We start from the raw sequence: 13,534 nt of genomic DNA, 5'->3' as shown, positions 1-13,534 counted from the left end.
CTGTCTGCGCATTTGCGGATTTTGAAGGAGGTATGTGCGTTATGACAAAACTGGATTGTACCGTAAGCAGCTGTCTCTATAACAAGGAGCGGTGCTGCTGCAAGGACAATATCGAGGTATCCGGGCAGGCTGCGAAGCATTCCCGGGAAACCTGCTGCCGGAGCTTCCGGGAGCGGAACGAGGGACAGGCCCTGAGCGTGGTGGATATTCCAACGAAGAATACGGAGGTGGCCTGTGGCGCCTGTGACTGTACCTTCAATGAGGACTGCCGCTGCACCGCGAAGCATATCGGGATCGCGGGCGGAGCCGCCTGTGACTGTGGAGATACAGAATGCGCCACCTTCCGCTGCAAGTGCGAGTAAGGGCAGGCATATAACCTCTCACGACAGCATGCCCCCAAAGCACCCTCCGGCCGTGCAGATCAGCAGTGTAGTCAGGAGACTGGAGGGCGTTCCGGAGGAGCCCTGGCGGGAAGCCAGGGAGATAAGGGCCAGCAGGGCAAAATACAGGAGGCCGCCTGCCGCGCCCCAGAGATACTTGCGGGTTTTCATCATTTTACCCAGGAGAAAGCCGGTCAGAAAGCAGGCCAAAAGGTAAATGGCAGTGATCCCAAGATTTATGACTGCCTCGGACAGACGCAGCTTATAGAGCAGCAGAGCCAGCAGCAGAAGCAGCAGTCCTGTGACAATATAGGCGGCCAGTAGGGCCTTCAGCAGCCGCAGGGCCGCGCCCTGGTAATGCTTCATTTTATCCATATGAATACCTCCCCACGGGCGGCATCTGCAGGAGCCGCCTTTCTGGTTCAGTATATGAGAGGAAATTTTCATCCATGCATAGAAAAAAATGCTTTTAAAATCACGGCATTTATGCTATACTGTTCTGTAACTACAGGGCATGATATCCATAAGCCCTGGAAGAAATAAAGTTACTGTCCACAGGTGCTGTTCCGCGAAGCGTGTTACTGAGAACGGAGTGAGCAGTAACGATAGAGAGACAGGAGGGAAACCAAGATGAAGCATATTCAGACACTGAACACACAGATTCTGCAGAATACCGTGAAAAAAGGTGGCTGCGGAGAGTGCCAGACATCCTGCCAGTCAGCATGTAAGACATCCTGCACCGTAGGAAACCAGACATGCGAGCAGCATAAATAAGGCATTTAAAAAAGCGTTTAGAATACCCCGCCGCTGACGGCGGGGTATTTGATCGATCAAAGATATTTAAGGAGAAAACATGATACATCGTTATTATAATAATGGATATTATATTGTCCTGGACGTGAACAGCGGCGCGGTTCATGTGGTGGACGAGCTGGCATATGAGGTGATTGGCCTGGTAGACGAGGCCTGTCAGCCGGAGGAGATTGTGGCTCGGTTAAAGGACCGCTGGCCCGAGAGCGATATCCGCGAAGTACTGGAAGATGTGGAGGAGCTTAAAAAACAGGGCGTCCTCTTTACCGAAGATACATACAAGGACAAGATTATAGATTTCAAGAAGCGTTCTACCGTAGTGAAGGCCCTGTGCCTGCATATCGCCCATGACTGTAATCTGGCCTGCCGCTACTGCTTTGCGGAGGAGGGCGAATACCACGGACGCAGAGCGCTGATGACCTACGAGGTAGGAAAGCAGGCGCTGGACTTCCTGATTGCGAATTCGGGAAGCCGCCGGAATCTGGAGGTGGACTTCTTCGGAGGCGAGCCGCTGATGAACTGGCAGGTGGTAAAGGATCTGGTAGCCTATGGCCGGGAGCAGGAGAAGCTTCACGATAAGAAGTTCCGTTTCACGTTGACCACCAACGGCATCCTCTTAAATGACGAGGTGCAGGCGTTTGTCAACAAAGAGATGAGCAACGTAGTCTTAAGTATCGACGGACGAAAGGAAGTCAACGATAAGATGCGTCCTTTCCGGAACGGGCATGGCAGCTACGATATCATTGTTCCCAAGTTCCAGAAGCTGGCGGACAGCCGGAACCAGACGAATTACTATGTGCGCGGTACCTTCACCCACAACAACCTGGATTTCTGTGAGGACGTTCTGCATATGGCAGACTTAGGGTTTAAGCAGGTGTCCGTAGAGCCGGTTGTAGCGCCGTCGGAGGAGGATTACGCTATCCGCGAGGAGGATATCCCCTTTATCTGCCAGCAGTACGATAAGCTGGCGGCTGAGATGGTGAAGCGTCACGGCAAGGAGAATGATTTCAACTTCTTCCACTTCATGATTGACCTGACCGGAGGCCCCTGTGTATACAAGCGTCTGTCCGGCTGCGGATCCGGAACCGAGTACCTGGCTGTGACTCCCTGGGGCGACCTGTATCCCTGCCATCAGTTCGTGGGAAATGAAGAATTTCTTATGGGAAATGTCTGGGACGGCGTGAAAAACGAGGAGCTCCGCGATGAGTTCAAGTGCTGTAATGTCTACGCAAAGGAGAAATGCCAGAAGTGCTTCGCCAAGTTCTACTGCAGCGGCGGCTGCGCAGCCAACTCCTACAATTTCCATGGCAGTATCAACGACGCCTATGACGTTGGCTGCGAGCTTCAGAGAAAGCGTGTGGAATGTGCGATTATGATTAAGGCAGCTACGGCCGGACAAGGAGAATAAAGAATCATGAAGAAGAATACAGGAATCATCAGCCTGATTCTGACTGTGGCAGTGACAGCGGGACTGCTGGCACTGGCTGCCGTAGGAGTAGGCGAGAACAAAACAGGAGCCGCAAAGAACATTCCGCTGGGTCTTGACCTGGCAGGCGGCGTAAGCATTACCTATCAGGCTAAGGGAGAGACACCCAGCGCCGAGGAGATGAACGACACCATCTACAAGCTGCAGAAGCGTGTGGAGGGCTACAGCACCGAGGCGCAGGTTTATCCCCAGGGTGACAACCGGATCAACATCGAGATTCCGGGCGTGACCGACGCCAACGCGATCCTGGAAGAACTTGGAAAGCCTGGCTCTCTTTCCTTTCAGGATATGTCCGGTAACGAACTGCTGTCCGGAACAGATATCAAGACGGCAGAGGCAAAAACCTACAAGGACAATTTGAACAATGTCGATTATGAAGTGGCTCTGACTTTGACGGACGAGGGCGCCGAGAAGTTTGCGGAGGCGACTGCGGCTAATATCGGTTCCCGCATTGCCATCGTATACGACGGCGAGACCATCAGCGCGCCCACCGTACAGAATGCTATCACCAACGGTAATGCAGCCATCACCAATATGGAGTCCTATGAGGCGGCTGAGCAGCTGGCTTCCACCATCCGGATCGGTTCCCTGAAGGTAGAGCTGGAGGAGATTCAGTCCAAGGTAGTAGGAGCGCAGCTTGGCGCTGACGCTATCCGTACCAGTCTGCTGGCCGGAATCATCGGCTTTGCGCTGGTTGTAATTTTCATGATTGCGATGTACCGTCTGCCGGGTGTGGCAGCCGGTATCGCGCTGACCTCTTACGTGGGTCTGACACTGGGACTTTTAAATGCCTTTGAGATTACCCTGACCCTGCCGGGTATCGCAGGTATTATCCTGGGTATCGGTATGGCCGTGGACGCCAACGTTATTATCTTTGCCCGTATCCGGGAGGAGATTGGTGCAGGCAAGTCGGTAAAGGGCTCTATTAAGACGGGCTTCCAGAAGGCGCTGTCCGCTATCCTGGACGGCAACATTACCACGCTGATTGCGGCGGTTATCCTGAGCCTGAAGGGCTCCGGATCGGTCAAGGGCTTTGCCCATACGCTGGCTTTAAGCATCGTGGTTTCCATGTTTACGGCCCTGGTGATAACCAGACTGGTTATGAACGCGTTTTACGCGCTGGGCCTTCAGGACGCGAAGCTTTACGGTATCCAGAAGGAGCGTAAGACCATAAACTTCCTCAGCAAGAAAAATATCTGCTTTGTGATTTCCGCAGTGCTGATTCTGGGCGGACTGGCAGTGATGGGCGTGAACGGATCCAAGGGTAAGGGCGCGCTGAATTACAGCCTGGAGTTCCAGGGCGGTACCAGCATTACCATTCCGATGAACGAGGCCCTGTCCATTCAGGAGATCGACGAGACTGTGAAGCCGGTGGTAAGCGAGGTTATCGGAAGCAATGAGATTCAGGCCCAGAAGGTAGACGGCAGCAACGATGTCATCGTGAAGACCAGAGCCCTGGATCTGGAGACCCGAGAGGCCCTGTGCCAGGAGCTGGTGGAGAAGTTCGGCGTAGATGAGAATCAGATCGCTATCGAGAACATCGGCGCGGCAATCAGCAGCGAGATGCGTTCCGACGCCATCACCGCTGTACTGCTGGCAGCCCTGTTCATGCTGCTGTATATCTGGTTCCGGTTCAAGGATATCCGGTTCGCGACCAGCGCGGTGGCGGCTCTTCTGCATGACGTCCTGGTGGTACTGGCCTTCTACGCAGTGGCAAGACTGTCTGTGGGCAGCAACTTCATTGCCTGCATGTTGACCATCGTAGGTTATTCCATCAATGCCACTATCGTTATCTTCGACCGGATCCGTGAGAATCTGGCAGTGGCCGGACGGAAGACGGATCTGCAGGAGCTGGTAAACCGCAGTATTACCCAGACCCTGTCCCGAAGCGTCAATACCTCTGTAACGACCTTTATCACCGTTGCAGTGCTGTATGTGCTGGGCGTCGCGTCTATCCGTGAGTTTGCCCTGCCCCTGATGGTAGGTATCGTCTGCGGCGCGTACTCCTCTGTCTGTATTACAGGCGCGCTGTGGTATGTGATGAAGACGAAGCTGGGTAAGAAAAACTAAACTTTTGTGGGAATTTTATATTGAGGAAAAAGGCAGATGGTGCAACATCTGCCTTTTTATGTTATCATATGATACATACGAAATATGATTTACAGGAGATTGCACATATATGAAGGAACAGTGGATCGAAGCCCCTAGAATCGAAGGCAATCAGGAGCTGGCAGAGAAATTCGGGGTAAGTCCCATGGCCATGCGGCTGCTTCGGAGCCGGGCTGGGGAAAGCGAGGCGGAGGTACGGAGCTATCTGTACGGAACCCTGGAGGATCTGGCGGACGCACGGCTGATGAAGGGCATGGAAGCCGCTGTGGCGCTGCTGCTTCGGAAAATCCGGGAGGGCACGCCGATCCGTATCATCGGCGATTATGATATCGATGGCGTAAACGCCACCCACATTCTGGTGACAGGCTTAAGAAGAGCCGACGCAAGGGTAGATACGGTGATTCCCGACCGCCTGAAGGACGGCTACGGCATCAATGAGCACCTGATAGAGCAGGCGAAGAAGGCGGGAATTGATACCATTGTCACCTGCGACAACGGTATCGCCGCAGCCAAAGAAATCGCCTATGCCAAAAAAATTGGTATGACCGTCATCGTCACCGACCACCACGAGATTCCCTACCGTGAGGAGCCGGACGGAAGTCGCACCACGATTCTGCCTCCGGCGGACGTGATCGTGAATCCGAAGCAGGCAGACTGTCCCTATCCCTATAAGAAGCTCTGCGGAGCGGCGGTGGCCTGGCGGCTGGTGGAGGTACTCTATCAGGAGGCGGGCGTTCCGAGGGAAGAATTCCTGAGACTGGCCCAGTTTGCGGCGGTGGCCACCATCGGCGATATCATGGATCTGACCGGGGAAAACCGGATTCTGGTAAAATATGGACTGCGTCAGCTGGAGCAGACAGATAACCCCGGTTACCGGGCTCTGTTGGCGGTTAACGGCCTGGAAGGGAAGAAGCTGACCGCCTACCATATCGGCTTTGTCATCGGCCCCTGTATTAACGCCAGCGGACGACTGGACACGGCGAGGCGGGCCCTGGAGCTTCTGGGCGCCGGAACCGCTGCAGAGGCAGAAAAGCTGGCAGGCGATCTGAAGGCTCTGAACGACAGCCGGAAGGATCTGACGGCGAAGGGAACAGAAGAGGCTATCCGTCTGGTGGAGAAAACGGAGCTGGGAAAGGACCGGGTGCTGGTGATCTATCTGCCCGACTGTCACGAAAGTCTGGCAGGGATTATCGCAGGACGGATCCGGGAGCGGTATTTCCGTCCCTGTTTTGTGCTGACCGACGGGGAGGAGGGCGTGAAGGGCTCAGGCCGCTCGATTCCGGGTTACCATATGTTTGAGGAAATGACGAAGGTGGCGGAATTATTTACCAAATTCGGCGGCCACCCTATGGCAGCGGGCCTGTCCATTCCCACCGAAAACGTGGAGATTTTGCGGAAACGCCTCAATGAAAACTGCCGTCTGACCGACGAGGATCTGGTTCCGACGCTGTCCTACGACGCGGTCCTGCCTATTCAGTACGCAGGAGAGCAGATCATAAGGGAGCTGGAGCTTCTGGAGCCATTTGGCAAGGGAAATGACAAGCCCCTGTTCGCGGCGGCGAACGTCCGGGTGAAAAGCGCCCGTATCATCGGGAAAAATCACAATGTGCTGAAGACTCTTTTGGAGGATGACAGGGGGAGCCGTCTGGAGGGAATCAGCTTTGGGGACGTGGAGGGGGATCTGCGTTACCTGGAGAAAAAAGACAGGGTCTGCCTGCTCTATTATCCGGAAATCAATGAATTTCAGGGCAGGAGAACCGTACAGGCGGTAGTGGAGAGCTGGCGCTAAGGGAAGAAAAGTAAAAAAATAAAAAATAAAAAAAGAACGGGAAGAGAAGATTATGGAAAAGCATAGTTATGAGGAATATCTGGAAATTCTGAAGGAGGAGCTGGTACCGGCGCTGGGCTGTACAGAGCCGATTGCCATCGCCTACGCGGCTGCGAAGGCCCGGGAGGTTCTGGGGAAAATGCCGGAATCGATTACGGTAGGCTGCAGCGGCAACATCATCAAGAATGTAAAGGCAGTCATCGTTCCCACCACGGGCGATCTGAAGGGAATCGAAACCAGCGCGATTCTGGGGGCTATAGGCGGAAATCCGGATAAAGAGCTGGAGGTTCTGGTGGACGTGACAGACGAGGATCTTAGGCTGACCCGGAAGCTTCTGAAGGAAAAAATCTGCCATGTGGAGCTTCTGGAGGGGGTATCCAACCTGCAGATTATCGTGGAGCTGAAGGCGGGAGAGGATACGGCGCTGGCGGAAATCGCCTTTTCCCATACCAATATCGTAAGGCTTGAGAAAAATGGAGAGGTGCTTTTCCGGAAAGAGAAAAAGGTAGAGAACGCGGCAACCACCGATCGGAGCCTTCTGAATCTGAAGGACATCTACGAGTTTGCCCAGACAGTGAAAATCGAAGAGATTCAGGCCCTGATAGACCGGCAGCTGGCTTACAATATGAGCATTGCCCGGGAGGGACTGACGAAGAAATACGGAGCCAATGTGGGTGCGACCATTCTGAAATACTACGGCGACGATGTGCGCAACCGGGCCCGCGCCCTTCCGGCGGCGGGAAGCGACGCCCGTATGAATGGCTGTGTCCTGCCGGTCATGATCAATTCCGGAAGTGGCAACCAGGGCATGACCGTCAGCCTGCCGGTGGCTGTTTTTGCCGATTACCTGTATGCGGATAAAGAGAAGGAATACCGGGCATTAGTGCTGTCTAACCTAGCGGCTATTTACCAGAAAAACGAGCTGGGTAAGCTGAGCGCCTACTGCGGGGCTGTGTCTGCGGCTGCCGGTGCGGGAGCCGGTATTGCATACCTGCATGGGGCGGATTTTGACACCATAGCCGAGACCATGACCAACACCCTGGCCAATGTATCCGGGATCGTCTGCGACGGAGCCAAGGCCTCCTGCGCGGCGAAAATTGCTTCCTCCGTGGACGCGGCCATTATGGCATACTATATGGCGGCGGAGCACAGGGGCTTCCGCAGCGGCGAGGGCCTGGTAAAGGAAGATGTGGAGGCAACCATCAGGAGCTTTGGCCGTATGGGCCGGGAGGGCATGCGCTCCACCGATGTGGAGATCCTGAAAATTATGCTGGAGCCCTGAGGCTTTGGCGTTCACCCTCCCGTCTTGTCAAACCCCATGAATCATGCTATAATAGGCGGGTATTTAAATACCGTGCGGACAGGACGGTAGTTTTTTGTTCGTGAAATTAACAGAAAAAGGAAAGAAGAGGAAGAAACATGAAAAAGATTGAAGAATACGTCAGAAGCATACCGGATTTCCCGGAGGAAGGTATTATTTTCCGTGATATCACATCTGTATTACAGGATGCGGACGGCCTTCATCTGGCTATAGATTCCATGCAGAAGCTGCTGGAGGGCGTGGACTTTGATGTGGTCGTAGGAGCAGAGTCCAGAGGCTTCGTGTTTGGTACTCCACTTGCCTACAATCTGCATAAGCCCTTTGTACTGGTCCGTAAGAAAGGAAAGCTGCCCTGTGAGACCGTTTCCAGAGCCTATGACCTGGAGTACGGCACCGCAGAGATTGAGATGCATAAGGATTCCATCAAGCCGGGCCAGAAGGTAGTTCTGGTGGATGATCTGATTGCGACGGGCGGAACCATCGAGGCGGCTGCGAAGCTGGTAGAGGAGCTGGGCGGCGAGGTTGTGAAGATTATTTTCCTGATGGAGCTGGCAGGCTTAAAGGGCAGAGAGCGTCTGAAGGATTATGACGTGGCTTCCGTCATCCGCTACGAAGGAAAATAAAAGCCGGGAGAATACGAGTGATGAAAAATTTTATGAATGAATTTAAGAAGTTTATTTCCAGAGGAAACGTCATGGATATGGCAGTCGGTGTGATCATCGGCGGCGCCTTCACGGCGATTGTGAATTCTCTGGTCAATGATATTTTTATGCCCCTGCTTTCCCTGATCACCGGAGGCTTTGATATCGCGGGTATGTCCGTATCCTTCGGCGTGGGAGAGAACGCGGCGACGCTCAACTACGGCGCTTTCCTTTCTGCGGTGATCAATTTTCTGCTGATTGCGCTGGTGATCTTCTGTATCATCAAGGCCATGAATACAGCGAAGGATAAGATGATAAAGAAACCGGAGGAGCCCAAGGCCCCGACCACAAAGAGGTGTCCCTATTGTATGTCCGAGATTGATATCAAGGCAACCAGATGTCCCCATTGTACATCTGAGGTATAAATCCGGTGCCGCCGGAAGCGCGTGCTTCTGACAGCGCGGGAAAGCGATTCGGGAATGTAAAAGGCAGGTGTTGATTATGGCAAATACGAAAATCGGTGTAAAAAACAGAGATCTGGAAGTGGACCGGGACGATGAGAATGTGAAGGCAATGCAGGACTTCACCAGTCCGGAGGTCCTTTATAAGGAGCTGATCGCCAGCGTTCACAAGTATCATCCGTCCACCGATATCTCTATGATTGAAAAGGCTTATAAGATTGCGTCAGAGGCGCATCAGGGCCAGCTTCGGAAGTCGGGAGAGCCGTATATCATTCACCCCTTATGCGTAGCGATTATTCTGGCAGATCTGGAGCTGGATAAGGAGACCATCGTGGCGGGACTTCTGCACGACGCGGTGGAGGATACGGTGATGACCACCGAGGAGATCGCGGCGGAATTCGGAGACGACGTGGCCCTTCTGGTAGACGGCGTCACCAAGCTGGGACAGCTGTCCTATTCGGCGGACAAGATCGAGATCCAGGCGGAGAACCTGCGGAAGATGTTCCTGGCTATGGCCAAGGATATCCGTGTGATTCTAATTAAGCTGGCCGACCGCCTGCACAATATGCGGACCCTTCAGTATATGAAGCCGGAGAAGCAGAAGGAAAAGGCCCGGGAGACCATGGATATCTATGCGCCCATCGCCCAGCGGCTCGGTATCTCCAAGGTGAAGAACGAGCTGGACGATCTGTCGCTGAAGTATCTGGAGCCGGAGGCCTATTATGACTTAAAGGAGCAGATTTCTGAAAAGCGGAGCGTCCGGGAAGCCTTTGTCCAGAAGATTGTGGCGGAGGTCAAGCAGCATATGGACAACGCGGGAATCGAAGCCCACGTGGACGGCCGGGTCAAGCATTTCTTCAGTATCTATAAGAAAATGGTGAACCAGCACAAGACGCTGGATCAGATTTACGATTTATTCGCAGTCCGGATTATCGTGGAGACCGTGAAAGACTGCTATGCGGCTCTGGGTATCATCCATGAGATGTATAAGCCCATACCGGGACGGTTCAAAGATTATATCGCCATGCCTAAGGCCAATATGTACCAGTCCCTCCACACCACCCTCATAGGCCCCAACGGCCAGCCCTTCGAGATTCAGATCCGTACCTATGAGATGCACAAGACGGCCGAGTATGGTATCGCCGCCCACTGGAAGTACAAGGAGAGCAGCGACGGAAAGAAGACGGTGGATCAGCAGGAGGCTGAGAAGATGACCTGGCTGCGCCAGATTCTGGAGTGGCAGCGGGACATGTCCGATAACCGGGAATTCATGAACCTGTTAAAGAGCGACCTGGATCTGTTCTCCGAGAGCGTATACTGCTTTACGCCCTCCGGCGACGTGAAGACGCTGCCCAGCGGATCTACGCCCATTGACTTTGCATACAGTGTACACAGCGCCGTAGGCAATAAGATGATTGGCGCCCGGGTCAACGGCAAACTGGTAACCATAGATTACAAGCTCCAGAACGGCGACCGGATCGAGATCATTACCTCGCAGAATTCTAAGGGTCCCAGCCGGGACTGGCTGAATGTGGTTAAGAGCACCCAGGCGAAAAATAAGATCAATCAGTGGTTTAAAAACCAGTTTAAAGAGGATAATATTTTAAAAGGCAAGGAGATGCTGACCCAGTACTGCAAGACCAAGGGCATCTACATGCCGGATATTATGAAGCCGGAATTCCAGGAAATGATGATGCGGAAATACGGCTTCCGGGACTGGGATTCTGTCCTTGCGGCCATCGGCCACGGCGGTCTGAAGGAGGGCCAGGTGGTCAACAAGATGGTGGAGGAGTATGAGAAGCTCCACAAGAAGGAGATCACAGACGAGAAGGTCATGGAGGCGGTCACAGAGAACAGCGAGAAGAAGCTGAAGCTGGCCAAGTCCAAGAGCGGTATCATCGTCAAGGGCTTAAGCGACGTATCGGTACGCTTCTCCAAGTGCTGCAGCCCGGTGCCCGGAGACGAGATCGTAGGTTATGTGACCAGAGGCCGCGGCGTGTCCATTCACCGGACCGACTGTGTCAATATCATGAGCCTCCAGGAATCGGAGCGGGCGCGTCTCATTGACGCCGAGTGGCAGGATATGGGCTCCTCGTCCTCCGGAGAGAAGTATGCGACGGAGATTAAGATTTACGCCAACAACCGTACCGGACTTCTGGTAGATATTTCCAAGATCTTTACGGAACGGAATATTGATATGACACAGATGAATGTGCGTACCAGTAAGCAGGGAACCGCTACCATCTCCATTACCTTTGAGATCGGCGGCAAGGAAGAGCTGCAGAAGATCGCAGAGAAGCTGTATCAGGTAGAGAGCGTCATGGACGTGGAGCGTGCCACAGGCTGACGCGGGAGGTTTCGATGAAAGTAGAGAGTATGGTGCTTGGTCAGATTGGGACCAACTGCTATTTTGCCATAAAGGAAGACACCAAAGAGGCTGTCGTAATCGATCCGGCAGATCGTCCGGATGCTATTGTAAAAAAGGCTTCTGAGGAAGGACTGGAACTTAAGGCTGTTTTCCTGACCCACGGACATGCAGATCATATGCTGGGCGTGACGGGACTGAAGGAGAAGCTTGGAATTCCGGTCTATGCCTGTGAGAAGGAGCGGGAGCTGCTCTCAGATCCCGGCCAGAACCTGTCTACCGCCCTTTTTGGACGCGGCGTGTCCTTAAGCGCGGACGTCTGGGTGCAGGACGGCCAGATGATTGAGGCGGCAGGACTGTGCTTCTGGGTATTTGCCACGCCGGGCCATACGCCGGGAGGCTGCTGCTACTACAATCAGGAGGCAGGGGTTCTGTTTTCCGGAGATACGCTGTTCGCGGGTTCTGTGGGACGGACGGATTTCCCCGGAGGAAGCATGGGAGAGCTGGTGCGTTCTGTCAAAGAAAAGCTGGCAGTCCTGCCGGAGGAGACGGTCGTTTATCCGGGACATATGGAAACGACCACCATCGGCGCGGAGCGGAGATACAATCCCTATCTGGGCGGCTGACCGGACGCCCCGGGGTTACATGAAAAAGGATAAAAGTAATGATTGAAGTTAAGATCAATGAGGAAAGCTTTGCGTATGATATCCATTCGCTGATTCAGGCCTTTTACGGCGGCGAGGAGGTACAGGTACGCGTAAAGGAAGCTTTTACGGAAGATGTTCCGGTGCAGATGGACGTACAGGTTACGGATCGGGACATCTGCTTTTCCATCATGGAGCAAGGGGCCTTTCAGGAGAAAGGCCATGTTTATGTGGAAAATCCGGAACGAAAAGCAGTTAAAAATCAGCTGAAAAAGCTGATGTACGATAAGCTCTGCGCCTTTACGGGCCAGACGCTTCCCTGGGGAACGCTGACAGGCATCCGGCCTACGAAGATCCCCATGGCTATGCTGGAGGCGGGGAAAACCAATCCGGAAATCGCCCGGTATATGTGGGAGACCTACGACTGCAGCAAGGAGAAAGCAGCTCTGGCTATCTCCATTGCCAACCGGGAAAAGGAAGTACTGAAAAATCTGGATTATGAGAACGGCTACAGTCTCTATGTGGGAATTCCTTTCTGCCCCAGTATCTGTCTCTACTGTTCCTTTTCTTCTTCCCCGATCAAGCTGTGGGAGAAGAAGGTGGAGGATTATCTGGAGGCCTTATTTAAAGAAATTCGATTTCTGGGAGAGGCCTACAGGGGACGAAAGCTGAATACGGTCTATGTGGGCGGCGGTACGCCTACGACCCTGACGGCAGATCAGCTGGACAGGCTGATGACCTGTATCGAAGAGAATTTTGATTTCACATACCTTCAGGAGCTGACCGTGGAGGCCGGACGTCCCGACAGTGTGACGCCGGAGAAGCTGCGGGTTTTAAAAGAACACAAGGTGACGCGTATCTCGGTGAATCCCCAGACCATGAACCAGAAGACCCTGGATCTCATCGGCCGGAAGCATACGGTGGAGGAGACAAAGGAGGCCTTTTGGATGGCAAGGGAGGCGGGCCACGACAACATCAATATGGATCTGATTGTGGGACTTCCCGGAGAGAATATAGAAGACGTGCGCCACACCATGGAAGAGCTGCGGGCTCTGGATCCGGACAGCATTACGGTCCATTCCCTGGCAGTGAAGCGGGCGGCCCGGCTTAAGCTGTTCCGGGATACCTATGAGGAGATGGGTCTGAAGAACAGTCAGGAGATTATGGATTTAACCTATCGGTATTGTGTGGAACAGGGCGTATATCCCTATTACCTGTACCGTCAGAAGAATATGGCGGGAAATTTTGAAAATGTGGGCTATGCAAAGGTTGACAAAGCCGGAATTTACAATATACTGATTATGGAAGAAAAACAGACCATTCTGGCGGCAGGCGCAGGAGCCTCCACCAAGTTTGTCTTTGCGTCCGATCACATCGAGCGCGTGGAAAATGTAAAAGATGTAAAGCAGTATATCGAACGTATCGATGAGATGATTGAGCGGAAGAGAAGCTTTATGGAGAAGAATGGATTGTTGTAGACAGAGGTAGG

Annotated in this window: 12 protein-coding genes; 11 read left to right on the top strand and 1 reads right to left on the bottom strand. The window is 53.4% G+C overall.

From position 1 onward, the window contains the following. The first annotated feature begins 41 nt into the window (after window positions 1-41). Window positions 42-362, top strand: coding sequence for a DUF1540 domain-containing protein (locus tag ACTNCH_RS11375; RefSeq protein ID WP_441018016.1), 321 nt, complete (start codon window positions 42-44; stop codon window positions 360-362). 18 nt (window positions 363-380) lie between these two features. Here ACTNCH_RS11375 and ACTNCH_RS11370 read toward each other — a convergent pair whose 3' ends face one another. Next, on the bottom strand, window positions 381-755 hold the full coding sequence (locus ACTNCH_RS11370; protein ID WP_441018018.1) for a TIGR04086 family membrane protein: 375 nt from the start codon (window positions 753-755) through the stop codon (window positions 381-383). 255 nt (window positions 756-1,010) lie between these two features. On the opposite strand from ACTNCH_RS11370, the gene scfA reads away from it, so the two are divergent. The 10 genes from scfA (at window position 1,011) to hemZ (ending at window position 13,523) form a co-directional block, all read left to right on the top strand. After that, window positions 1,011-1,154: a six-cysteine ranthipeptide SCIFF gene (scfA, locus tag ACTNCH_RS11365; protein ID WP_158362647.1), complete on the top strand. Its 144-nt coding sequence runs from the start codon at window positions 1,011-1,013 to the stop codon at window positions 1,152-1,154. A 79-nt stretch (window positions 1,155-1,233) separates the two neighbouring features. Then, window positions 1,234-2,598, top strand: coding sequence for a thioether cross-link-forming SCIFF peptide maturase (scfB, locus tag ACTNCH_RS11360; protein ID WP_441018020.1), 1,365 nt, complete (start codon window positions 1,234-1,236; stop codon window positions 2,596-2,598). Window positions 2,599-2,604: 6 nt separating this feature from the next. Further along, entirely contained in the window at window positions 2,605-4,746 is a 2,142-nt protein-coding gene (gene secD, locus ACTNCH_RS11355) for a protein translocase subunit SecD (RefSeq protein WP_441018022.1), read from the top strand. 109 nt (window positions 4,747-4,855) lie between these two features. Then, on the top strand, window positions 4,856-6,574 hold the full coding sequence (gene recJ, locus ACTNCH_RS11350) for a single-stranded-DNA-specific exonuclease RecJ (RefSeq protein ID WP_441018024.1): 1,719 nt from the start codon (window positions 4,856-4,858) through the stop codon (window positions 6,572-6,574). Between the two features lie 52 nt (window positions 6,575-6,626). Beyond that, window positions 6,627-7,895, top strand: a complete 1,269-nt coding sequence (locus ACTNCH_RS11345) for an L-cysteine desulfidase family protein (protein WP_441018026.1) — start codon at window positions 6,627-6,629, stop codon at window positions 7,893-7,895. A gap of 137 nt (window positions 7,896-8,032) precedes the next feature. Further along, window positions 8,033-8,557, top strand: a complete 525-nt coding sequence (locus tag ACTNCH_RS11340; RefSeq protein WP_441018028.1) for an adenine phosphoribosyltransferase — start codon at window positions 8,033-8,035, stop codon at window positions 8,555-8,557. Between the two features lie 20 nt (window positions 8,558-8,577). Beyond that, window positions 8,578-9,000, top strand: coding sequence for a large conductance mechanosensitive channel protein MscL (mscL, locus tag ACTNCH_RS11335; protein WP_441018030.1), 423 nt, complete (start codon window positions 8,578-8,580; stop codon window positions 8,998-9,000). A 76-nt stretch (window positions 9,001-9,076) separates the two neighbouring features. Then, window positions 9,077-11,383 (top strand): RelA/SpoT family protein, encoded by a 2,307-nt coding sequence (locus ACTNCH_RS11330; RefSeq protein WP_441018032.1) that lies wholly within the window; start codon window positions 9,077-9,079, stop codon window positions 11,381-11,383. A 14-nt stretch (window positions 11,384-11,397) separates the two neighbouring features. Next, the gene (locus ACTNCH_RS11325) at window positions 11,398-12,027 is read left to right on the top strand and encodes an MBL fold metallo-hydrolase (RefSeq protein WP_441018033.1); all 630 of its coding nucleotides are present in this window, start codon (window positions 11,398-11,400) and stop codon (window positions 12,025-12,027) included. A gap of 38 nt (window positions 12,028-12,065) precedes the next feature. Beyond that, window positions 12,066-13,523, top strand: coding sequence for a coproporphyrinogen dehydrogenase HemZ (gene hemZ / locus ACTNCH_RS11320; protein ID WP_441018035.1), 1,458 nt, complete (start codon window positions 12,066-12,068; stop codon window positions 13,521-13,523). Window positions 13,524-13,534 lie beyond the last annotated feature (11 nt).

The organism is Candidatus Merdisoma sp. HCP28S3_D10 (genome assembly GCF_052065835.1).
In the GTDB taxonomy this organism is placed as follows: Bacteria; Bacillota; Clostridia; order Lachnospirales; family Lachnospiraceae; genus Laedolimicola.
Note: the sequence above shows the minus strand (reverse complement) of the source record. Positions and strands in the feature narration are given on the sequence as shown.